Here is a 22,364-nt window from a genome sequence, read left to right on the forward strand (position 1 = left end):
AGGGCAGACCAGAACAGGTCAGCCTTCCTGGCTCTCGGTCTGATTCAGGGAAGGCATCACGCATGCATCTCGAGCTGTCCGGCCTGACGAAGAGCTTCGGTTCGCTGGTCGCCAACGATCACATCGACCTGGTCATCGAGCCGGGCGAGATCCACTGCCTGCTCGGTGAGAACGGCGCCGGCAAGAGCACGCTGATGAACATGCTGTACGGGCTGCTGCAGCCCGACTCCGGCGAGATCCTCGTCGACGGCGAGAAGGTGCGGATCACCTCGCCGAGCGACGCGATCCGGCACGGCATCGGCATGGTGCACCAGCACTTCATGCTGGTCCCGGTCTTCACCGTCGCGGAGAACATCATGCTGGGCCGGGAGAACACCCACCCCGGCGGCGTACTGGACCGCAAGAAGGCGAACGCGCTCGTCACCGAGCTCTCCGAGCGGTACGGCTTCGAGGTCGATCCCGAGGCGCTGGTCGAGGACATCCCGGTCGGGGTCCAGCAGCGCGTGGAGATCATCAAGGCCCTGACGAACGACGCCAGCGTGCTGATCCTGGACGAGCCGACCGCGGTGCTCACCCCGGCCGAGATCGACGAGCTGATCGCGGTGATGCGCCAGCTCAAGGAGAACGGCACCTCGATCGTCTTCATCACCCACAAGCTCAAAGAGGTCAAGGCGATCGCGGACAAGATCACCGTGATCCGCCGCGGCAAGGTGGTCGGTCAGGCCGAGCCGTCCGCGACCGAGGAGCAGCTCGCCGAGCTGATGGTCGGCCGCGCGGTCGACCTGGTGGTCGACAAGGAGCCGGCGCAACCCCAGGACGCCGTACTGCGGGTGCAGGGGCTGACCGTGATCGACGAGCGCGGCTTCACGGCCGTGGACAACGTCGACCTGGAGGTCCGGGCCGGCGAGATCCTCGCCGTGGCCGGTGTCCAGGGCAACGGTCAGACCGAGCTCGCCGAGGCGCTGCTCGGGCTGACGCCGATCGCCGCCGGCAGCATTTCGCTCTCCGGCGAGGAGCTGACGGGCAAGTCGACCCGGCACCGCCTCGACGCCGGCATCGGGTACGTCCCGGAGGACCGCGGGCATGACGGTTTCGTCGGCTCGTTCACGGTCGCCGAGAACCTGGTGCTCGACCTGTTCCGCAAGGAGCCGTTCGGCAACGGGCTGGCGCTGAAGACCGACGAGATCGACAAGAACGCGCGGGCCCGGGTGGAAGAGTTCGACATCCGCACCCAGGGCATCGACCTGGCCGTGTCGTCGCTGTCCGGTGGTAACCAGCAGAAGGTCGTGCTGGCTCGCGAGCTGTCCCGGCCACTGAAGCTGCTGGTCGCCTCGCAGCCGACCCGCGGTGTGGACGTCGGCTCGATCGAGTTCCTGCACAGCCGGATCGTGCGCGAACGCGACCAGGGGACCGCGGTCCTGATCGTCTCCACCGAGCTGGACGAGATCGCCGCCCTGGCCGACCGGGTCGCGGTGATGTACCGCGGCAAGGTGGTCGGCGTCGTACCGGCCGACACCCCGCGCGACGAGCTCGGCCTGATGATGGCCGGCGCCTCCAAGTCCGAGGCGCACGACGTCGCGATCGAGAACCCGACCACGTTGGGAACCATCTAGATGAGCACAGAAACCACCCCGGCCCCAGTGAAGCGGCCGGTTCAGGTGTCGCGCCGGTCCGGGCTGCCGTCGTGGGCGGTCCAGGGCCTGGTCTCGCTGAGCGCGATCGTGCTCGCGCTGCTGGTCGGCGCGATCCTGATCATCGTCGGCGACGACGACGTGAAGACCGCGGTCGGGTACTTCGGCGCCGCGCCGATGGACACGATCTCCGCGGCACTGTCGGCGGTCGGCGAGGCGTACAAGGCGCTCGCGGTCGGCGCGATCGGTGGGATCACCCCGATCACCGAGTCGCTGACCCAGGCGACCCCGCTGATCTGCGGCGGCCTCGCGGTCTCGCTGGCGTTCCGCACCGGGTTGTTCAACATCGGCGCCCAGGGCCAGCTGATCATGGGCGCGGTCCTCGCCGGGTACGTCGGCTTCGCGTGGCACCTGCCGCCGGTCCTGCACCTGATCGTCGCGATCGTGGCCGGTCTGATCGGCGGCGCGATCTGGGGCGGTGTGGTCGGGCTGCTCAAGGCCCGCACCGGCGCCCACGAGGTGATCGTCACGATCATGCTCAACTACGTCGCGATCTACCTGCTGCAGTGGCTGCTCACGACCTCGACGTTCCAGCGTCCTGGCCGCGCCGACCCGATCTCGCCGGTCGTCGACAAGAACGCGCAGTATCCGCAGTTCGGCGACACTCGCCTACACGTCGGCTTCCTGCTGGCGCTGGTCGCCGCGGTCTTCGTCTGGTGGCTGCTCAACAAGTCGACCGTCGGCTTCGAGCTCCGCGCGGTCGGTGCCAATGCCGACGCCTCCCGTACGGCGGGCATGTCGGTCGGCCGCGCCTACGTGATCGCAATGGTCGTCGCAGGCGCGCTGGCCGGCCTGGCCGGCACCCAGCAGGTGCTCGGGACCGACCTGCCACTGACCGACGGCGTCGCCGCCTCGGTCGGGTTCGACGCGATCACGGTCGCGCTGCTCGGCCGCGGTACGCCGCTCGGCACCGTACTGGCCGGCCTGCTCTTCGGCGCGCTGAACGCGGGCGGTCTGCAGATGCAGCTGATCACGCAGACCCCGCTGACGCTGACCACGGTGCTGCAGGCAACGATCGTGCTGTTCGTCGCGGCCCCGGCGTTGGTCCGCTCGGTCTTCCGGTTCCTGCCGAAGGATCGCGGATCCGGGGCCATCCTCGCGAAGGGTTGGAACGGATGAGCTCCTCGACGGTTCAGGACGTCGTCCCGACGGCCGCTCCGGTCGCGATCGAAGCCCCGGCCGATCGCGTCCGCCGGTTGCGTGTCGGCGGTCTGATGCTGGTCTTCGCGCTGATCGGCCTCGGACTGGCGATCTTCACCAAGAGCGGCAAGGCGACGTTCCAGCTGGTCTCCGGCGACCTGAGCGGCAACCTGCTCGGCCTCCCGGCCCAGCCGGTCGCGCTGCTGCTCGGCGCCCTCGGCGTCCTCGCCGCGGTCGCCTACATCCTGCGCCGGGTCCCGCAGCGATACTCCGGCTGGCTGGCGATCATCCTCGGCGTCAGCTTCATCGGCGCCTTCCTGTGCTGGGCCGCCGCAGGCAAGACCTTCCCGCTCGCCAACCAGTTCCAGGGCACGCTGAACTTCGCCACGCCGCTGATCCTCGGCGCGCTGGCCGGCGTACTGTGCGAGCGGGCCGGTGTCATCAACATTGCGATCGAGGGCCAGTTCCTGGTCGGCGCGTTCACCGCGGCCGTTGTCGCCAGTACGACGCACAGCCCGGTGGCGGCATTGATCGCTGCCGCGGTGTCCGGCGTACTGATGGCGGTGCTGCTCGCCGTGTTCTCGATCAAGTACCTGGTGAACCAGGTGGTCCTCGGCGTTGTGCTGGTGGTCTTCGCGACCGGTGTGACCGGCTTCCTGTTCGACCAGTTCCTGCAGGAGGACGCGGCCAAGCTGAACACGCCCGAGGTCCTCTCCGCGGTGAAGATCCCCGGGCTGGGTGACATCCCGTTCATCGGGCCGATCCTGTTCAACCAGACCGTGCTGGTCTACCTGACCTACATCGCGGTCGCGGTAGTCACCTTCGTGCTCTTCCAGACCCGCTGGGGCCTCCGGGTCCGCGCGGTCGGCGAACACCCGAAGGCCGCCGACACGGTCGGCATCAAGGTCAAGCGAGTCCGCTACTCCGCGGTCCTCTGGGCCGGCGTCCTCGCCGGGCTCGGCGGTGCGTTCTTCACCGTCGGCTACGCGGGTTCGTTCGCGAAGGAGATGACCGCGGGCAACGGCTTCATCGCCCTGGCCGCGCTCATCATGGGCCGCTGGCACCCGATCGGCGCCATGGTCGCAGCCCTCTTCTTCGGCTTCGCCACCCAGCTCCAGTCCCAGCTCCAGATCATCCAGACCCCGATCCCCGGCGAGCTCCTGCTGATGGCGCCGTACCTGGCCACGATCATCGCCGTCGCCGGCCTGGTCGGCCGAGTGCGAGCCCCCAAGGCAGACGGTGAACCGTACGTAACCGAATAACCCACAGCCAGCAGCCCACCCACCACGCAAGCCACATCCCACGGTCACCACAAGATGCAGGGCTTGGATCCACAACAGACGGCCGCAGCGGCGAGCAACCACGAGGTCACCCTCCCGGCCGCATGACCGCCGGGGGTGTGGGGTCGGTGGTGCCGGGTGGGATGCTGGGGTGGTGGATGTGGACTGGAAAGCGCTGCGGGCGACCGCGGTGGAGGCGATGGGCCGGGCGTACGCCCCGTACTCCGGGTACGCCGTAGGCGCAGCAGCACTGACGGCCGACGGGCGGATCGTTGCCGGGTGCAACGTGGAGAACGCGTCGTACGGGTTGACGTTGTGCGCTGAATGCGGGCTGGTGTCGGAGTTGCACCGGACCGGCGGTGGGCGGCTGGTCGCGTTCACCTGCGTGGATCACAACGGCGAGCTGTTGACGCCGTGCGGGCGGTGCCGGCAGTTGCTGCACGAGCACGGCGGGCCTGGCCTGCAGATCGAGACGGCGTCCGGGAGCCGGCCGTTGCGTGAGTTGTTGCCTGAGGCGTTCGGGCCCGAGTTTCTGGAGGAGAAGTGAGCTTCGACGCGGTCGACGTGATTCGCACCAAGCGGGATCGCGGTGAGTTGAGTGACGGGCAGATCGACTGGGTGATCGACGCCTACACGCGCGGTGACGTGGCCGACGAGCAGATGTCGTCGCTGGCGATGGCCATTCTCCTGAACGGGATGAACCGGCGCGAGATCGCCCGCTGGACGGCCGCGATGATCGCATCCGGTGAGCGGATGGACTTCGCGAAGCTGTCCCGGCCGACCGCCGACAAGCACTCCACCGGCGGGGTCGGCGACAAGATCACGCTGCCGCTGGCACCGCTGGTCGCGGCCTGCGGCGTCGCCGTACCGCAGTTGTCGGGGCGCGGCCTCGGTCACACCGGCGGCACGCTGGACAAGCTCGAGTCGATCCCGGGCTGGCGCGCGGCGCTGTCGAACGACGAGATGATGCGCCAGCTGGAGGATGTCGGCGCGGTGATCTGCGCGGCCGGTGACGGCCTCGCTCCGGCCGACAAGAAGCTGTACGCGCTGCGCGATGTGACCGGTACCGTCGAGGCGATCCCGCTGATCGCCAGCTCGATCATGAGCAAGAAGATTGCCGAGGGCACCGGTGCGCTCGTGCTGGACGTCAAGGTCGGCTCCGGCGCCTTCATGAAGGATCTGGCCGACGCGCGCGAGCTGGCCGAGACGATGGTTGCGCTGGGCACCGATGCCGGCGTGAAGACCGTTGCCTTGCTCACCGACATGTCGGTCCCGCTCGGCCTGACCGCCGGCAACGCCCTGGAGGTTCGTGAGTCGGTTGAGGTGCTGGCCGGTGGCGGTCCTGCCGACGTCGTCGAGCTCACGATCGCGCTCGCCGTGGAGATGCTCGCGGCGGCCGGTGTGACCGATGTCGACCCGGCCGAGAAGCTGCGAGACGGTACGGCGATGGACGCGTGGCGCGCGATGATCGCGGCCCAGGGCGGCGACCCGGATGCCGAACTCCCGGTCGCTCCGGAGCAGCACGTCGTACCGGCGCCGTCGTCGGGTGTGTTGTCGAAGCTGGACGCGTTGGCGGTCGGCGTAGCGGCGTGGCGATTAGGTGCCGGTCGTGCCCGCAAGGAGGATCCGGTCTCCGCGGTCGCCGGGATCGAGATGCACGCGAAGCCTGGTGACACCATCACCGCCGGTGAGCCGTTGCTGACCTTGCACGCGGACGACGCGAGCCGGTTCGAGCGGGCGCTGGAATCGTTGGCCGATGCGGTCGAGGTCTCGGCGTCGTACGAGGCTGGTCCGTTGGTGATCGACCGGATCGGGTAGCTCGTCAGCTGGAGGTGCTCGTGAGACCGGCGCGCTGGCGCGCGGCCAGTTCGGTGATCAGGGCTGTGTTCGGGTGGATCGACGTACCGAGCGGGGCTGCCTGGCGAACCGAGAGCTGAGCGACCAGCGTGCCGACCACGAAGGTGGCTTCGGCGACTGCTTCGGTCTTCTCGGTTGCAGCGTCGTACGTCGCTTGTGCGTTGCTGAGGGCGCCGGGGACGCGGAAGGGCTTGTTGCGCGGCTCTTGGCGCCAGAAGCCGTCCGCGAGCATCTTCGCGTTCGCCGGGGTGGCTGCCTTGAACAACTGAATGACGTAGCGCTGCTTCTTGTCCGGGCTGAGCCGGCTGGCGCGATAGCCCTCGACGAAGCCCGAGTTCAGCAGGAGGGCGCGGTCGATGGCTGGTTCGGCGGAGTAGTTCGCCAGGTAGCTCTCGATGCCGAAGGGACCGCTGGTGTGCTTCGGGTCCGGCACGAAGCCGCGCGGCAGGACGACCAGGCCGGCGTACGGGCTCTGCTTGATCGCCGCGGTGGTCGCAGGTGCCTCGGCCGGGCGCACCGCAGCGCCCGCGTCACTGCCGCAGCCGGTCAGGCCGAGCAGCAGAGCGGTCACGACAGCGGCTGCCGAGCGCTTCACAACGCCCATCCGAGCAGGCCTAGGTGAACAACGGCCCAACACCCGCGGACCGCCAGGCCATCACAAATGCACTGGCAGCACTGTGGTGAGCGTGGACGAGGGCCGCGCGGTCAGTTGTGATGGCGTGGGGATCCGGCAATCAGCGCTTGGATCCGGCGGAGAGCCGCCTTCGGGGTCATCGGTTCGCAGCCAGCCTCGACACAGCGGCGGACCACCTGCGGGTCGTCGCGGAGCAGCAGGAGCCCGCGGCGAAGCAGCGTGAACGGCGGTTTGCGGTGCTCGCGCAGGTCGCGCTGGAACCGCCGGACGAAGGTGACGAGGCGGTGGTGCCGCACGCAGATCGCGACCGCGAGCAGCCCGCGATCCCTGAGGTCGCCGGTGATCTGGTCGGCGAAGATGCCCTCGGCAATGATCAGCGGCGAACCGCCGGTGCTGAACTCCCGGTACCCGACCGTTCCGTCGGCGGAGATCTCGTAGATCGGCATGTCGGCCTCGCCGGTCTTGCACAGCAGTTCCAGCGCCGCGACGGCGCGGGACCCGTCCCACGAGGCGGGGTCGTCCCAGTCGACGATCCCGAGCGGTGACCGCGGCATCGCCTCGTCGTCACCGTCGCGGTAGAAGTCGTCCAGCCGCACGACCGGCAGCCCGGTCAGCTCCGCCAACCGCGACTTCCCGGCCCCCGACGGCCCGGCCAGCAACACCACACGCGCACTCACCCGCCCCATTCTCCGGCACCCGTCGGTAACGCTCGCCCCCGGCCACCGATAACCAGGTGTGCCGAAGCTGAAGCTGGGAGCCGCCGTCTACGCGGTGGTCGGGGTCGCGGGGGTGGTGCAGGTCGTGCGAGCGGTTCGGCACGACGGCCCGTGGCAGGAGTCGCACGGCTGGACGCACGGCGCCACGGTCGTGGTGCTGGCGCTCATGGCCGGCCTGCTTCTCGTTGGCGCGGTGACCCGTTGGGGGTTGATCTCCGACGAAGGTCCCTGGATCTGCCAGCACGGCTGGCTACTGCTGATCGGGCTCACAGCGCTGGATTTCGGGCTCAACCTGCTGCAGGACGGCGGGCAGGTGTGGCCGCTCGGACCGGCGGTGTTCGTGCCGCACTTCGTCCGGAAGCTGCAGGAGAGCTACTACGAGGGCCGCGCTAGCGCAGGAGAGCGTCCTGCAGTGCCCGAGAGTGCTGAGTGAACCATGCGTCGGTGCGGGCGGTCAGAGCAGCTTCGCCAGTGGTCCAGCGTTGGTGGAACCAGCGGTGTCCGGTCTCGGAGCCGCGGCGGACGTAGTCCATACACCAGACGTGGTTGTCGGCCGTTGCCGCGACGAGCCGTCGGCGATCTGCTTCGTCCAGACCGTAGGTGTCCGCGAAGCGACGCAACCGACTGAACGTACGACCCCGCCGTACGTCGTGAACGTCGTCGTCGGGCCGCAGCGGCGCCCACAGCCGGATCGCCGCGGCGACGTCCCACAGCGCTGACCCCGGGCCGGCCAGGTCGAAGTCGATCAGCGCGACCGCGACGCCGTCCCGGAAGACGATGTTGTCCAGGTTCGGGTCGTTGTGGCTGATCGTCCCGTCCACGTACGCCGCCGGCACCGGCTCGTTCCAGGTGAGGCCGGTGGCCGGAAATCCCGCGACGGCCTGGTGATAGTCCTGCAAGAGAACCGCCACGCTGTCGAGCGCCGTGTCCGTCATCGACCACGGAGGGTACGGCGGTGTGACCGTCTCACCCGGCACGTACGACAGCACCTCACGGCCCTGCGCATCGATGTCCAGGAACCGCGGTGCACCGGCGAAGCCGACTGCTTCGAGGTGCTGGAGGAGTGCGTGGGTTGCGGCGCTGCCGGCTCGGAGCGGGCGGCGGACGGTGTCGCGGACTCGTACGACGAGCCCGCGGTTCGCGGTGCCACCGAGCAGAGGGGTTTCCACCTCGCCCATGGTGGGCTAGTAGACCGTCGCTGCCAAGTCTCGGCACTGGCGGCGCCCATGCGGGCACCTCGCGGCGTTGGAGGAAAAGCCACGATGGAAAAACATCGCGGCTTCCCCTCCGCCTTGCGATGCACCCACCTGGACACCGCCAGCACTCGAGCCTTGACAGCGACGGTCCACTAGGGAACCTCGTCCAGCAAGGCGCGTGCGAGTGGACTGTGGGTAACGATCCCGTTCACCAGCCCGCTGCGGACCGCGGCACGCACCGCCTCGACCTTCCCGAGACCGTACGGAATCGCGATCACCTCGTCGATCGCGTTCATCTGCTCGGCGTTGATCGCGATCACCCGCTCGGTCACCTTGCTCTGCACCGGCGCCCCCTTCGCGTCGACGAACACCCCGGAGATGTCCGCCACCACGCCCCGCTTCCGCAGTTGCTCACACGCGTCCGTGTCCATCGCGTCGTACAGGGTCGACTGACCGGCATCCCAAGAACCCAGTCCCACAACGGCTTTGGTGACGGCGTCGAAGTGACCGATCGCCTCAGCGACCTCCGGCTGCTGCCGCAGCGCGCGCGCCGTGGTCGCGTCCGGCACGACCAACGGCGCATAGAACAGGTATGCCGGTCCGCCGGACAACCGAGCGGTGTGCCGGACGAGCTCCACCGAGTTCGCTTCGACGTCGGGCCGCGACAAAGCACCGGTGAGCTGGACGACCGGCACGCGAGCGAGTGACGTCAGCTGGTCGGTCATCGCCGTGACAGCGCGCGCCCACGCCAGACCCAGTACGTCGTCCGCGGTGACAATCTCGGTCAGCAGCTCCGCTGCCGCCTTGCCGAGCTGGAGCCGCAGCGCGGCCGGCTCGTCCTCGGGGGTGTCCACGACGATCGCCCGGCGCAGCCCGAACGCCTCCTGGAGCCGGGCGGACAGGTCGAGGTCGACGTTGCCCGGATGGCTGATCTCGATCCGCACCAGCCCGCTGCTGCGCGCCTGGTCGAGCAGCCGCGCGACCTTGAACCGGCTGAGCCGGAACTCGTCGGCGATCTCGACCTTGGACCGGCCGTCGACGTAGTACCGGCGCGCGATCGACGCCGTCAGCACCAGCTGGGCCGGTCCCCCCGCGATGGGTTCCATCACACCTCCCGAACCTGTCTGCTCATATGAGCGGAGCTGTGCACCAGTGTTGCACAGACTCTTGACAGGTCAACCCCGGTTCCGATTCACTCGTTGCAGTGAGCGGAAGCTTGCTCAAATGAGCGGTGAGGGAGTGGCTCGTGCCGAGACAGGGAAAACGTGTCGGAGCGGTCGGTGTCGCACTTCTGGTGAGTGCGGTCAGCGGTTGTGCCGGCTGGGGTGGTGGCGCCGGCGGTGGCGGCGGCGCCGACAGCATCAACGTGCTGATGGTGAACAACCCGCAGATGGTCGATCTGCAGCAGCTGACCGCCGAGAACTTCACCAAGAAGACCGGCATCAACGTCAACTTCACGGTCCTGCCGGAGAACGACGTCCGGGACAAGATCAGCCAGGAGTTCTCCAGCCAGGCCGGTCAGTACGACGTCGCGACCCTGAGCAATTTCGAGATCCCGATCTACGCCAAGAGCAAGTGGATCGCCCCGCTGACCGATCACATCGCGGCCGACCCGTCGTTCGATCAGAACGACATCCTGAAGCCGATGACCGAGTCGATGTCCGGCGAGGACGGCAAGATCTACGGCGAACCCTTCTACGGCGAGTCGTCGTTCCTGATGTACCGCAAGGACGTGCTCGAGGCCAAGGGCGTCACGATGCCGGCCAAGCCGACCTGGGACGAGGTCGCCGAGATTGCGGCCAAGGTCGACAACGCCCAGCCCGGGATGCGCGGGATCTGCCTGCGCGGACAACCCGGCTGGGGCCAGATCTTCGCCCCGCTGACCACCGTGGTGAACACCTTCGGCGGCACCTGGTTCACGCAGGACTGGCAGGCACAGGTCAACTCGCCGCAGTTCACCGCGGCGACCAAGTTCTACGTCGACCTGGTCCGCAGCCACGGCGAGGCGGGCGCACCGCAGGCCGGCTTCACCGAATGCCTCAACAACCTCATCCAGGGCAACGTCGCGATGTGGTACGACGCGACGTCGGCCGCAGGCTCGCTGGAGGCGCCGAACTCACCGGTCAAGGGCAAGATCGGCTACGCGCAGGCGCCGGTGAAGGAGACCGACAGCTCCGGCTGGCTGTACGCGTGGTCGTGGAGCATCCAGGAGGCGAGCAAGAAGCAGGACAACGCCTGGAAGTTCATCTCCTGGGCGTCCAGCAAAGAGTACGAGCAGCTCGTCGGTGAGAAGCTCGGCTGGTCCCGCGTCCCGGCCGGCAAGCGGGCGTCGACGTACGAGAACCCGGCGTACCTGAAGGAAGCGGAGTCGTTCGCGGCCCCGACCAAGGCGGCGATCGAGACCGCCGATCCGCGCAATCCGGGCACCCAGCCGCGGCCGGCGATCGGGATCCAGTTCATCGACATCCCGGAGTTCCCGGATCTCGGGACACAGGTCAGTCAGGACGTGAGCTCGGCGATCGCCGGGCGGATGAGCGTGGACGAAGCGCTGAAACGCGGGCAGGTGCTCGCCGACGACGTGGCCGAGCGCTATCGCTCGCGCGCGGCGAAGTGAGGGGAGGAGGAGCTCATGTCTGTTGATACCAAGCCTGTTCCGGCGACCAAGCCGAAGCACTCCGGCGGCGAGAAGTCGCTGATGCGTGCGACCGGGGACTGGGCGCGGCGAGCGCCGTTGCTCCCGGCCCTGATCTTCATGATCGTCGTGACCCAGCTGCCGTTCGTGGTAACGCTGATCACGTCCTTCATGGACTGGAACGCCTACTACCCCGACGAGCGCGGGTTCGCCGGGATCGACAACTTCCGCCGGGTGCTCACCGACGCGAACACCCGGCACGCGATCTGGGTGACGATCCTGCTGACGGCGGGCGTCGTACTGATCAGCTTGCTGCTGGGGCTGGGGATCGCGCTGCTGCTGGACCGCAAGTTCCGCGGCCGGGGTGCGGTCCGGACGATGATGATCACGCCGTTCCTCGTCGTACCGGTGGCGGCGGCGCTGCTGTGGAAGCACGCGCTGTACAACCCGACGTACGGGTTGTTCAACGGGGTGCTGAAGTGGATCTTCGGTGAGAACGCGCCGCAGCCGGACTGGATCAGCAACCAGCCGTTGTGGTCCATCATCTTCGCGCTGGTCTGGCAGTGGACGCCGTTCATGATGCTGATCCTGCTGGCCGGGCTGCAGAGCCGGCCGCTGGACGTGATCGAGGCGGCCGGGATCGACGGCGCCAACCAGTGGGAGATCTTCCGCTACATGACGCTGCCGCACCTGCGCCAGTACCTCGAACTGTCCGCACTGCTCGGCTCGATCTACGTCGTACAGAACTTCGACGCGGTCTTCACGATCACGTCCGGCGGCCTCGGTACGTCGAACCTGCCGTACACGATCTACCAGACCTTCTACACCGCCCATGACTACGGACGGGCCTCCGCGGCCGGCGTCATCGTGGTGATCGGCACGATCGCGATCGCGACCTTCGCGCTGCGCTCGGTGTCCACGCTGTTCCGAGAGGAGACGGGCCGATGAGTGGCCAGGTCACTATGGTCAAAGGGCATCAGCGCCGTGGTGGCGGTTGGGCGCTGAGCGGGCTCGCGTGGGTGGTCGGCCTGCTGTTCGTGATGCCGGTGCTGTGGATGCTGCTGACGTCGTTCCACTCCGAGGAGGACGCGGCCAAGAACCCGCCGGACATCGCGGCGCCGTTGACGATCGACGGGTACAAGGCGTTCTTCGACACCGGTCCCTGGCCTTCGCTGGCGAACTCGCTGACCGCCAGTGTGCTGTCGACGGCCTTCGTGATCCTGCTGGCGTTCCCGGCGGCGTACGCGCTGTCGATCCGGCCGGTGCGTAAGTGGACCGACGTCCTGTTCTTCTTCCTCTCCACGAAGATGCTGCCGGTGGTGGCCGGGCTGCTGCCGATCTACCTGTTCGCGCAGTCGGTCGGATTCCTCGACAACATCTGGCTGCTGATCATTCTCTACACCTCGATGAACCTGCCGATCGCGGTCTGGATGCTGCGCAGCTTCCTCTCCGAGGTGCCGGTGGAGATCCTCGAGGCGGCATCGGTCGATGGGGCGTCCTTGTCGAGAACGCTGCGGTCGGTGGTCGCGCCGGTGGTCACGCCGGGGATCGCCTCGGTCGCGCTGATCTGCTTCATCTTCAGCTGGAACGAGTTGCTCTTCGCTCGAGTGCTGACCGGGACAGTGGCGCAGACGGCGCCGGTGTTCTTGACTGGGTTCGTGACCAGCCAAGGACTGTTCCTCGCCAAGGTGTGCGCCGCGTCGATCGTGGTCTCGCTGCCCGTGCTGATCGCCGGCTTCGCGGCCCAGGACAAGCTCGTCCAGGGCCTGTCGCTGGGGGCGGTCAAGTGACGGCGCTGACGACCGCCGCTTTGGGTGCCCTCGGCAACGAGGTCGCCGTACCGGCCTACGACCGTACGGCGGTCACCCCCGGCATCGTGCACTTCGGGGTCGGTGGGTTCCACCGGGCGCACCAGGCGATGTACCTGGACGCGTTGATGAACGACGGGAAGGCGCTCGACTGGGGCATCGTCGGCGTCGGCGTCCTGCCGCAGGACCGCCGGATGTACGACGTACTGTCCGGGCAGGATCACCTGTACACGCTGGTGATCAAGCATCCGGACGGGACGCTGGAACCGCGGGTGATCGGGTCGATCGTGGACTACCTGTTCGCGCCCGACGATCCCGAAGCGGTGCTGGCGCGGATGACCGATCCTGCCACTCGGATCGTCTCGCTGACGATCACTGAGGGCGGGTACCACGTGAACCAGGTGACGGGGGAGTTGGACACGTCCGACGCCGGGCTGGCCGCCGATCTTGAACCGGGTGCGACGCCGGGGAGCGCGTTCGGGTTCGTGGTCGAGGCGCTGGCCCGGCGACGGGCGGCCGGAATCCCGCCGTTCACGGTGATGTCATGCGACAACATCCCGGGCAACGGGCACGTCGCACGCAAGATGCTGGCGGCCTTCGCGCGGCTGAAGGATCCTGCGCTGGCGTCGCATCTGGAGGATGAGGTCCGCTTCCCGAACTGCATGGTGGACCGGATCACGCCGGTCACCACGGACGCCGATCGCTCAGCGCTCTCGCAGCATTTCGGTGTCGAGGACGGCTGGCCGGTGGTGTGCGAGCCGTTCACCCAGTGGGTCCTCGAGGACGACTTCGGTGGCGTTCGACCGCCGTACGAGGAGGTCGGCGTCCAGATCGTTGAGGACGTCGAGCCGTACGAGCTGATGAAGCTGCGGCTGCTGAACGCGTCGCATCAGGCGTTGTGTTACCTGGGGTATCTGTCCGGCTACCGGTATGCGCATGAGGTCTGCCAGGACAAGCTGTTCATCGACTTCCTGCTCGGCTACATGACGGAGGAAGGTACGCCGACGCTGCCGCCGGTGCCCGGGGTCGACCTGGACCGGTACCGGCATCAGCTGATCGAGCGGTTCGCGAATCCCGAGGTCAAGGACACGCTCGCGCGGTTGTGCGCGGAGAGCTCGGACCGGATCCCGAAGTGGCTGGTCCCGGTCATCCGTGAGCAGCTCGCGGCTGGGCGCGAGATCAAGCGGTCGGCGCTGGTGGTCGCGTCGTGGGCCCGGTACGCCGAGGGCACGGACGAGCAGGGTGAGCCGATCGAGGTGGTCGACCGGTTGCGCGACAAGCTGGTCGAGCGTGCCCAGCACAACCCCTCCGATCCGCTCGTGTTCATCTCGGACCCGGATCTGTTCGGTGATCTCGCCTCCGACGCCCGGTTCGTCGAGCAGTACACCGCCGCGCTGCGGTCGCTCCACGAGATTGGGGCGCGGGAGACTGTGGAGTCGCTCTAGGGTGGTGCCCGGACCCCAGACACTCACCAAGTCGTCCCGGGCGTGCTGTCGCAGGCTGAGCTGAGCCTGCGGAGGCCGGGCCGGCGGAGGTTGGTGAGTGGGGGCGGTCCGCAGATCCAGCTGATGAGGGAGCCCGAATGCCTGAGCCGAGACTGGTGGCCGGGGTGGACTGTTCCACCCAGGCGACCAAGGTCGTCGTGTGCGATGCCGAGACCGGCGCGATCCTGCGCGAGGGGCGGGCGCCGCACCCGGACGGGACCCAGGTCGACCCGCAGGAGTGGTGGAAGGCGTGGGAAGCCGCGTCGGCCGGGCTGCTCGACGGCGTCGAGGCGATCGCGATCGGCGGCCAGCAGCACGGCATGGTCCTGCTCGACGAGGCCGGCTCAGTTGTCCATCCGGCAGTCCTGTGGAACGACACGAGCTCCGCGGACGCGACCGCCGAGCTGATCGCGGAGCTCGGCGGCCCCGAGGCCTGGGCCGAGGCGGTCGGCTCGATGCCGGTGCCGTCGTTCACCGTCACCAAGCTCCGCTGGCTCCGCGACAACGCCGAGACCGACCCGGTACGCCGGGATGCGTTCGAGCGGGCGGCGGCCGTCGTACTGCCGCATGACTGGATGACGCATCGGCTCGCCGCTGACCGGTCGGGGATCGACGGGATCACGACGGACCGTGGCGACGCTTCAGGCACCGGTTGGTGGTCGCCCGCGACCAACAGCTACCGCGAAGATCTCGTGGAGCGTGCGTTCGGGCGGGCCCTCAAGCTCCCGCGGGTGGCCGGCCCGGCCGAGATCGTCGGCCGAACCGCCTCCGGTGCGGCGCTCGCCGCCGGGACCGGCGACAACGCCGCGGCCGCGCTCGGCCTCGACCTGCAGGTCGGCGACGTCGCGATCTCGCTCGGAACCAGCGGTACGGCGTTCGCCCGCTCCGCGCACCCGACCGCGGACGCCTCCGGCTTCGTCGCCGGCTTCGCGGACGCCACCGGCGAATACCTCCCGCTGGTCTGCACGCTGAACGCGGCCCGCGTGATGTCGGCGACCGCGGAGCTGCTCGGGATGACGCTGCCCGAGTTCGACGAGGCCGTACTGTCCTCGCCCGGCAGCCAGGGCCTGGTCCTGCTGCCGTTCCTCGACGGCGAACGCACGCCCGACCTCCCGCACTCCACCGGCCTCGTCTACGGCCTCACCCGCGCCACCATGCAGCCCGCGATCATGGCCCGCGCGGCCGTCGAGGGCCTGCTCTGCGGCCTGGCCGACGCCGTCGACGCGCTCCGCGCCCAAGGCGTCCCCGTCAACCGTCTCCTCCTGCTCGGCGGCGGCGCCCGCGCCCGCTCGGTTCAGGCACTCGCCCCCGCCCTGCTGGGCGCCGAGGTCGTCCTCCCCGAACCCGCCGAGTACGTCGCGCTCGGCGCCGCCCGCCAAGCCGCCTGGGCCCTCACCGGCACCCTCCCGACCTGGCAGGTCCCCGTCGGCAAGCCCGAGCCCGCTCTGTCCGTCGACGCCGACCGGATCCGCGCCAACTACGCCCAGGTCCTCACCAACACCCGCCCGCTGCTGTCGGCGCCGTACAACGGGAGCTGATCCGGCTCGGCGCGCGTCGTACCGGCCGTGAGTAGGCCGCGGCGGTGGAAGGTCACCTGGGAGGGCATTGCGTGCCTGATCGCAGCGCTCGTGTTCGGGGCGATCGGAACTGTGCAGATCGAGGATCTGTACTGGTTGCGGCATCGCGGTGAGGTGGTGACCGGGACGGTGGTGGATCGGGTGGACGGTCGGAGACCGTCGATCGAGGTCAGGTACACGACGCTGGCCGGCGAGACCTTCACCGAGTACACGTCCAACGGCGAGGGCGCTGTCGGCGAATCGGTCGAGGTGATCTACGACCGAGAGGAGCCGACGCGGATGCAAACAGAAGACTGGGGGCTCGGCTACGGGTTGCCCGGGGTCTTCTGTGGAGTGAGCGTGGTGTTCATCGTCGCGGGGTTTGTTCAGTTGCGGCCACGCCGGTGAACACGAAGAGCTCGCCGCGCAGGTACGGCTGGGTGGCGGTGCTGCTCGGGGGAGCGATCCTGTTCGGTGGCTTTGGCTGGACGCAGGTTTCGGACGTGTATTGGTTGCGTCAGCGGGGCGAGGTCGTGACGGCGACGGTGCTGGCGGTCGACGACGCGGAAGTCCATCACCGACGGCGGTGGATCGACCTCCAGTACGTCACGCGAGCCGGCGAGCCGGTCGTCCAGCGCACCTCACGCTTCCGGCATGGCAGTGCGGTTCCCCATCAGCTCGAGGTCATCTACGACCGCGAGCAACCCCACCGGGTGCAAACCGCCGATAGTGGCCTCGACTACACCCGCCCGCTGGCCTTCTACGCCACTCTCACCACCGCACTCCTCGCGGCCGCCGTTGTACGCCTCCTGTGGAAGCACCCGCCAGCCGGCTATTGACCCCAGTTGTCGTGGCGGATCAACGAGCCTTCGGTCCACCAGTACTGGGCCGGGCGTCGCCGATCTGCGCGGTCAGCACTCGACGCATGACGCCTCCCAGCTTCGGTAGGAGGAGCGTGCACTATCACCTTCCGCCACAACCGAATGGTCAGCGCCGCGGGCCCAGCGGGTCGTTGTCGGGTGGGACGGGAGTACGGCGTACGTCGTCGGTCAGCGAGCGGTCGGGGAGCCAGATGATGAACGTGCTACCGACGCCCAGCTCGGAGTGCAGCGCGACTGTTCCGCCGTGGGATTCGGCGATCTGCCGGACGATGGCAAGGCCGAGGCCCGCGCGGCGCTGGCCGGTGGACGGGACGGTGGCGGGCGGTTGCCGGGTGCCTGCCCGGTAGAACCGATCGAAGACGCGGTCCGCATCATCGGCCGCGATCCCCGGTCCTTCATCGCGGACGGCGATCCAGGCCCACCCGTTCTGACTGCCGACGGCGAGGACGAGCTGACTCCCGCCACGGGCCAGCCGAACGGCGTTGGAGAGCAGGTTGTCGACGGCACGCCGGAGCGCCGACGCGTCGCCGGCGGTGATGGGCCCGGGCGACAGACGTCGTACGACGTGAAGTTCGCGGTCGGCGGCGAGCAGCTCGTACTCCTCCGCCGCCTCGGCCGCGATCGCAGCCAGGTCCACGTCGGCGTCCACGAAGGCCGGCGAGGACCGGCGGGCGGACGCGAGCAGGTCCTCGACGAGCCGGGTCATCCGCTGGATCGCACGGCTGACGATCGCGGTCGCCTGCGCACGGTCCTCGGGCGGGGTGTCGTCGTGAGCCAGTACGGCGTCGACGTTGGCCTGGATCACCGCGAGCGGATTGCGTAGTTCGTGGGAGGCGTCGTCGACCAGCTGCCGCTGTGCCACGAACGCCGATTCGAGCCGTTCGAGCATGTCATCGACGGTGTCGCCGAGATTGCGCAGCTCGTCCCGTGGGCCTTCGAGCGCGATCCGGCGGGAGAGGTCGGTGGCCGAGATCTCCTGTGCGGTCGCGGTGATTCGCCGTACCGGCCGGAGGGCGCGCCCGGACAACCACCAGCCGGTCCCGAGGCTGACCAGGAACAGCACGCCCATACCGGCGGCCGAGTAGTTCCGCAGGGTTTCCAGCGTCTGGAAGTTGACCGCGGACTGCACGCTGGCGATGTCGGCGGCCTCGAACTTGGAGCCTTCCTTGTACTGGTAGACGCCGTTGTGGTCCTTGTACATCTTCTTGACCGTGATCGGGTTCAGCGGCTGCGGATCCAGGTAGGCGCGGAGCGCGAAGTAGACCCCGCCGAGGACGAGCGCCGACAGCGCGATCAGCACCGCGGAGTAGGTCAGCGTCAGCCGGAAGCGGATCGTCTGCGCCCACGGAGGAACCTTCATGTCTCCTCACCTCGGAGCCGGTAGCCGCGGCCGATCACGGTCTCGAGCACGGGGTCCTCACCGTCCTGAGTGAGCTTGCGGCGCAGCGTTCCGACAGTAACCCGAACGCTTTGCGTGAACGGATCAGCGTTCTCGTCCCAGACATGTTCGAGCAGTTCCTCGGCCGACACGACGTGCCCGGGGCGCGACATCAGATACCGCAGTACGCCGAACTCCTTCAGAGTGAGCGCGAGTTCACGACCGTTCCGGGTGGCGAGGTGCCGGGCCGAATCGAGCACGAGATCGCCGACGTGCAGCTGCGTACTGCCATTCGTCACGTCTCGCCGCAGCAACGCGCGGATCCGGGCCAGCAGCTCGACCAGCGCGAACGGCTTGGTGAGGTAGTCGTCGGCGCCCTCGTCGAGCCCACGAACCCGATCGGCCAGCGAGGCCCGCGCCGTCAGCATCAGCACCCGCAACTCCCGCCCGGACGCGACCTCGATCTCGCCGCGGCGGACCGCGCGGCACAGGTCGAGCCCGCTCGTGTCGGGCAACGTGATGTCCAGGATCGCCAGGTCGTACGCCGTCGTCGCCAGCTTCTCCACTGCCTCGGCGCCGGTCAGCGCCGTGTCCACGGCATAGCCGGCCCGGCCGAGTCCCGAGCGCAACGCGCTGACCAGACCTTCCTCGTCCTCCACCACCAGTAGTCGCACCCCACCAAGGTAGCGGGACCGGCTTGATCCGCTGCCCTGCTCTTTCGCCGGACTTTCGTTCTGCTTTCCGGTCGTTTTCGGGGCCGCTTGATGAGCTGTGGTCAATCGATCCCAAGGAGACTTCATGAACATCCCAGGCAAGCGGATCCTCCTCGGTACGGCGGTCGCCGTGGCAGCGCTCGGTGCCGGCGGCGTCGCCTACGCGGCGGGCAACGACGACCCGGCGCCGGACCAGGGGTATGTGACCGTCGAGGAAGGTACGCCGGCTGCCGACAACCCGAGCACCGCCCCGCAGGACGGGCGCGACTGCCCGAACAAGCAGCAACCCTCGGAGCAGAACCCGGCCGGTAACGCATGACTGAGACCAAGGTGACGGCTGCTTCCCTCGAACACGCGTTGTTCGAGGTGAAGCGGGTCGTCGTCGGGCAGGACCACCTGGTCGAGCGGATGCTGGTCGGATTGCTTGCCCGCGGCCACTGTCTGCTCGAAGGCGTCCCGGGAGTCGCCAAGACACTGGCGGTCCGGACGCTGGCCGAGGTGATCGGCGGCCGGTTCGCCCGGCTGCAGTTCACCCCCGACCTGGTCCCCGGCGACATCATGGGAACCCGGATCTGGCGGCCGTCCACCGAGGGGTTCGACACTGAGCTCGGACCGATCTTCGCCAACCTGGTACTCGCCGATGAGATCAACCGGGCCCCGGCCAAAGTGCAGTCGGCGTTGCTCGAGGCAATGGCCGAGAACCAGGTCAGCATCGGCGGCACGAGCTACCAGCTGCCGGATCCGTTCCTGGTGCTCGCGACGCAGAACCCGATCGAGTCCGACGGCGTCTACGCCCTCCCCGAAGCACAGCGCGACCGCTTCCTGCTCAAGATCACCGTCGACTATCCGACTCCGCTCGAGGAGCTGACGATCCTGCAACGGATGAGCGCTCGCCGTCCGCACGCGAACGGCGTACTGACTCCGGAGCAGGTGCATCAGTTGCAGCAGGCAACGGAAGAGGTGTTCGTCCACAACGCCGTGGCCGAGTACGTCGTACGACTGGTGCATGCGACGCGGGAACCGCATCAGTACGGGCTGGCGGAGCTGGCCGGCGTACTGGAGTTCGGGGCCAGCCCGCGGGCAACGCTCGGTCTGGTCGCGGCCGGTCGGGCGCTGGCGCTGCTGCGTGGGCGGGACTATGTGCTGCCGGCCGATGTGTACGACGTCGCGCTTGATGTGATGTCGCATCGGTTGGTGCTGACCTTCGACGCGTTGGCGGATGGTGTGGACCCGCGGTCGGTGATCGCGCGGATTCTGCAGGCGATCGAGCAGCCGCACGTCGTACCGGCGGACAGTGCGGCATGACCGAGGACCTGCTGGCTGGTCGGGAGCGTGCACTGCGTGCGCTCGAGTTGACGGTGAAGCGGAAGCTGGAAGGTTTCCTGCACGGCGACATCACCGGGCTGCGGACCGGACCTGGCAGCGAGCCGAACGAGGCCAGGCCGTATCAACCCGGGCAGGACGACGTACGCCGGATGGATTGGAATGTGACCGCGCGTTCGTTGGATCCGCACGTGCGAGCGCCGCTAGCTGAACGGGAGTTGGAGACGTGGGCCTTGTTGGACGCGTCGGCCAGCATGGACTTCGGGACCGCGCTCAGCGAGAAGCGTGACCTGGCGATCGCGATCATCGGCGCGCTCGGCTTGCTGGCCAGTGGGCCGGGCAACCGGCTCGGCGTCCGGATCGCGATCGGCGACGAGGTGCGCCGACTTCCCGCGGCCGGCAGCGGAGTTCAGCTCCGCCGGTCCCTGCGCACGCTGCTGGCGTTGCCCAGGGCAACACCTGGTGAGTATCCGCGGACTGATCTGGCCCGCGCGATCGCCCGCCTCAACCGCGAGCACCCCCGCCCCGGCCTACGCGTGGTGGTATCCGACTTCCACGACGACCCCGATCGGCCCGGCCGCGCGCTCGGATGGGCCGACGCACTTCGCCGTCTTGCCGCGCGGCATGAAGTTCTCGCGATCGAGGTGCTCGATCCGCGGGAGCTTGAGTTGCCGGAGGTCGGTCTGCTCACGCTGGTCGACCCCGAGACCGGGCGGCGACGCGAAGTACAGACGAGCAGCAAGAAGCTGCGCCGCCGGTACGCCGAAGCGATGGCAGCGCATCGCGAACGAACCACCCAAGCGATCCGTGGTGCCGGCGCCGCGCACCTCGTCCTGCGGACCGACAACGACTGGGTGCGTGACGTCGCCGCGTTCGCCACCGCCCGCCGACGGGCCAGCGTCCGCCGGCACCCGACTTCGAGGACCGGTATCCGATGAGATTCGAGCAACCCCTGTGGCTCTGGCTGCTGGTGCTGGTCGCGGCCCTGGTCGCGGCGTACCTGATCGCTCAGCGCCGACGGACGAAGTACGCCGTCCGGTTCGCGACCCTGCCGATGCTGGAGAAGGTCGCCCCCACTCGGCCCGGCTGGCGCCGGCACGCGCCGGCCGCGGCCTTCCTTGCCGCACTCACCGTGCTGACGATCGCGATCGCCCGGCCGGTGGCGGACATCCGCGTTCCGCGCGAGCGAGCCACCGTGCTGGTCGCGATGGACGTGTCGAACTCGATGGCCGCGACCGACGTGGCGCCGAACCGCTTCGAGGTCGCGCAGCAGGCTGCGATCGAGTTCGTGCAGGAGCTGCCGGAGAAGTTCAATGTCGGGCTGGTGTCGTTCGCGCGGACCGCGACGGTGGTGGCGCCGCCGAGCACCAACCACCAGGCGACGGTCGACGCGATCAACAGTCTGGAGTTGACCGACAGCACCGCGATCGGCGAGGCCGTCCTCACCAGTCTGCAAGCGGTTCGCACGATCGACCCTGACGATCCACCACCGAGCCGAATCGTGCTGCTCTCCGACGGTGGCAACACGTCTGGCAGTCCGGTCGACCAGGCCGCGGAGGCCGCCGTACAGGCTGGGGTGCCGGTGTCGACGATCGCCTACGGTACGCCGGAAGGCACGGTCACCATCGACGGCCGCGAGATCCCGGTCCCGGCGGATACGCAGGCGCTGGAGAAGCTCGCCGAGACGACCAAGGGCTCGTTCTACGAAGCCGAGTCCGACGAACAACTCCGCGACGTGTACTCCGACTTGCAGTCCTCCATCGGCTGGACCACCGAGCCTCGCGAGATCACCAACCTGGTCGCCGGTATCGCCTTGGCCGCTGCTCTCTTGGCAGCTCTCGCCTCCCTTCTCTGGTTCTCCCGCCTCCCGTAGTAGGAGCCCGTCATGCCCCCACACCTAGGAACCCCCACCCGAGGCCCCAACTACCTCCCAACCCCGCCGCTGCCTGGCGCGCCGGAAACCCCCAGCCCAGAGCGAGCGCCCACTTCGACCTTCGCGTCCGGGTTCCCGTTCTCCGTCACCCCGGCCTCCGCTGCGCCATTGGCCCCCTCTCCGGTGGCGGCGGCACCTCAGG

General features: G+C 68.6%; 23 protein-coding genes. 17 read left to right on the plus strand and 6 right to left on the minus strand.

The window, feature by feature from the left end:
• Positions 1-62: 62 nt before the first annotated feature.
• From ABZS29_RS13090 to ABZS29_RS13110, 5 genes are all read left to right on the plus strand, one after another.
• On the plus strand, positions 63-1,613 hold the full coding sequence (locus tag ABZS29_RS13090; protein ID WP_355461447.1) for an ABC transporter ATP-binding protein: 1,551 nt from the start codon (positions 63-65) through the stop codon (positions 1,611-1,613).
• On the plus strand, positions 1,614-2,810 hold the full coding sequence (locus ABZS29_RS13095; protein WP_355461449.1) for an ABC transporter permease: 1,197 nt from the start codon (positions 1,614-1,616) through the stop codon (positions 2,808-2,810).
• Entirely contained in the window at positions 2,807-4,093 is a 1,287-nt protein-coding gene (locus ABZS29_RS13100) for an ABC transporter permease (protein ID WP_355461451.1), read from the plus strand. Before ABZS29_RS13095 ends, ABZS29_RS13100 begins: the two co-directional genes overlap by 4 nt.
• A gap of 172 nt (positions 4,094-4,265) precedes the next feature.
• The gene (locus tag ABZS29_RS13105; protein ID WP_355461453.1) at positions 4,266-4,658 is read left to right on the plus strand and encodes a cytidine deaminase; all 393 of its coding nucleotides are present in this window, start codon (positions 4,266-4,268) and stop codon (positions 4,656-4,658) included.
• Complete coding sequence (locus ABZS29_RS13110; protein ID WP_355461454.1) at positions 4,655-5,929, plus strand: thymidine phosphorylase; 1,275 nt, start codon at positions 4,655-4,657, stop codon at positions 5,927-5,929. The genes ABZS29_RS13105 and ABZS29_RS13110 overlap by 4 nt, the downstream gene beginning before the upstream one ends.
• A gap of 4 nt (positions 5,930-5,933) precedes the next feature.
• On the opposite strand, the gene ABZS29_RS13115 is transcribed toward ABZS29_RS13110, so the two are convergent.
• Positions 5,934-6,572: a hypothetical protein gene (locus ABZS29_RS13115; protein ID WP_355461456.1), complete on the minus strand. Its 639-nt coding sequence runs from the start codon at positions 6,570-6,572 to the stop codon at positions 5,934-5,936.
• 101 nt (positions 6,573-6,673) lie between these two features.
• Positions 6,674-7,279 carry an ATP-binding protein gene (locus tag ABZS29_RS13120; RefSeq protein WP_355461457.1) on the minus strand — a complete coding sequence of 202 codons (606 nt, stop codon included), beginning with the start codon at positions 7,277-7,279 and terminating at the stop codon, positions 6,674-6,676.
• A 58-nt stretch (positions 7,280-7,337) separates the two neighbouring features.
• Between ABZS29_RS13120 and ABZS29_RS13125 the strand changes: the two genes are divergently transcribed.
• On the plus strand, positions 7,338-7,751 hold the full coding sequence (locus ABZS29_RS13125; RefSeq protein WP_355461459.1) for a hypothetical protein: 414 nt from the start codon (positions 7,338-7,340) through the stop codon (positions 7,749-7,751).
• Here ABZS29_RS13125 and ABZS29_RS13130 read toward each other — a convergent pair.
• Positions 7,708-8,496, minus strand: a complete 789-nt coding sequence (locus tag ABZS29_RS13130) for a phosphotransferase (protein WP_355461461.1) — start codon at positions 8,494-8,496, stop codon at positions 7,708-7,710. The genes ABZS29_RS13125 and ABZS29_RS13130 overlap by 44 nt on opposite strands.
• A gap of 170 nt (positions 8,497-8,666) precedes the next feature.
• Positions 8,667-9,620, minus strand: a complete 954-nt coding sequence (locus ABZS29_RS13135) for a sugar-binding domain-containing protein (RefSeq protein WP_355461463.1) — start codon at positions 9,618-9,620, stop codon at positions 8,667-8,669.
• Positions 9,621-9,760: 140 nt separating this feature from the next.
• Between ABZS29_RS13135 and ABZS29_RS13140 the strand changes: the two genes are divergently transcribed.
• The 7 genes from ABZS29_RS13140 (at position 9,761) to ABZS29_RS13170 (ending at position 16,833) form a co-directional block, all read left to right on the plus strand.
• Positions 9,761-11,128, plus strand: coding sequence for a sugar ABC transporter substrate-binding protein (locus ABZS29_RS13140; protein WP_355461465.1), 1,368 nt, complete (start codon positions 9,761-9,763; stop codon positions 11,126-11,128).
• A gap of 15 nt (positions 11,129-11,143) precedes the next feature.
• Positions 11,144-12,094, plus strand: a complete 951-nt coding sequence (locus ABZS29_RS13145) for a sugar ABC transporter permease (RefSeq protein WP_355461467.1) — start codon at positions 11,144-11,146, stop codon at positions 12,092-12,094.
• Positions 12,091-12,936, plus strand: a complete 846-nt coding sequence (locus tag ABZS29_RS13150; protein ID WP_355461469.1) for a carbohydrate ABC transporter permease — start codon at positions 12,091-12,093, stop codon at positions 12,934-12,936. The genes ABZS29_RS13145 and ABZS29_RS13150 overlap by 4 nt, the downstream gene beginning before the upstream one ends.
• Entirely contained in the window at positions 12,933-14,399 is a 1,467-nt protein-coding gene (locus ABZS29_RS13155; RefSeq protein ID WP_355461471.1) for a mannitol dehydrogenase family protein, read from the plus strand. The genes ABZS29_RS13150 and ABZS29_RS13155 overlap by 4 nt, the downstream gene beginning before the upstream one ends.
• Positions 14,400-14,536: 137 nt before the next feature.
• On the plus strand, positions 14,537-15,976 hold the full coding sequence (locus tag ABZS29_RS13160) for an FGGY family carbohydrate kinase (RefSeq protein ID WP_355461472.1): 1,440 nt from the start codon (positions 14,537-14,539) through the stop codon (positions 15,974-15,976).
• A gap of 27 nt (positions 15,977-16,003) precedes the next feature.
• On the plus strand, positions 16,004-16,402 hold the full coding sequence (locus ABZS29_RS13165; protein ID WP_355461474.1) for a DUF3592 domain-containing protein: 399 nt from the start codon (positions 16,004-16,006) through the stop codon (positions 16,400-16,402).
• A complete protein-coding gene (locus tag ABZS29_RS13170) occupies positions 16,399-16,833 on the plus strand; it encodes a hypothetical protein (RefSeq protein ID WP_355461475.1) in 435 nt (144 codons plus the stop codon). The genes ABZS29_RS13165 and ABZS29_RS13170 overlap by 4 nt, the downstream gene beginning before the upstream one ends.
• 148 nt (positions 16,834-16,981) lie before the next feature.
• On the opposite strand, the gene ABZS29_RS13175 is transcribed toward ABZS29_RS13170, so the two are convergent.
• Together ABZS29_RS13175 and ABZS29_RS13180 are read right to left on the minus strand one after the other, a co-directional pair.
• Complete coding sequence (locus ABZS29_RS13175) at positions 16,982-18,235, minus strand: HAMP domain-containing sensor histidine kinase (protein WP_355461477.1); 1,254 nt, start codon at positions 18,233-18,235, stop codon at positions 16,982-16,984.
• Positions 18,232-18,927: a response regulator transcription factor gene (locus ABZS29_RS13180; protein WP_355461479.1), complete on the minus strand. Its 696-nt coding sequence runs from the start codon at positions 18,925-18,927 to the stop codon at positions 18,232-18,234. Before ABZS29_RS13180 ends, ABZS29_RS13175 begins: the two co-directional genes overlap by 4 nt.
• 124 nt (positions 18,928-19,051) lie before the next feature.
• On the opposite strand from ABZS29_RS13180, the gene ABZS29_RS13185 reads away from it, so the two are divergent.
• From ABZS29_RS13185 to ABZS29_RS13200, 4 genes are read left to right on the plus strand one after another with little or no spacing between them, the layout of a single operon-like run.
• Positions 19,052-19,285 carry a hypothetical protein gene (locus tag ABZS29_RS13185; RefSeq protein WP_355461480.1) on the plus strand — a complete coding sequence of 78 codons (234 nt, stop codon included), beginning with the start codon at positions 19,052-19,054 and terminating at the stop codon, positions 19,283-19,285.
• Entirely contained in the window at positions 19,282-20,271 is a 990-nt protein-coding gene (locus ABZS29_RS13190) for a MoxR family ATPase (RefSeq protein ID WP_355461481.1), read from the plus strand. The genes ABZS29_RS13185 and ABZS29_RS13190 overlap by 4 nt, the downstream gene beginning before the upstream one ends.
• Positions 20,268-21,227, plus strand: a complete 960-nt coding sequence (locus ABZS29_RS13195; RefSeq protein ID WP_355461482.1) for a DUF58 domain-containing protein — start codon at positions 20,268-20,270, stop codon at positions 21,225-21,227. The genes ABZS29_RS13190 and ABZS29_RS13195 overlap by 4 nt, the downstream gene beginning before the upstream one ends.
• Positions 21,224-22,162, plus strand: coding sequence for a VWA domain-containing protein (locus ABZS29_RS13200; protein ID WP_355461484.1), 939 nt, complete (start codon positions 21,224-21,226; stop codon positions 22,160-22,162). Before ABZS29_RS13195 ends, ABZS29_RS13200 begins: the two co-directional genes overlap by 4 nt.
• Positions 22,163-22,364 lie beyond the last annotated feature (202 nt).

It is taken from the genome of Kribbella sp. NPDC005582, assembly GCF_040605415.1.
GTDB lineage: Bacteria > Actinomycetota > Actinomycetes > Propionibacteriales > Kribbellaceae > Kribbella.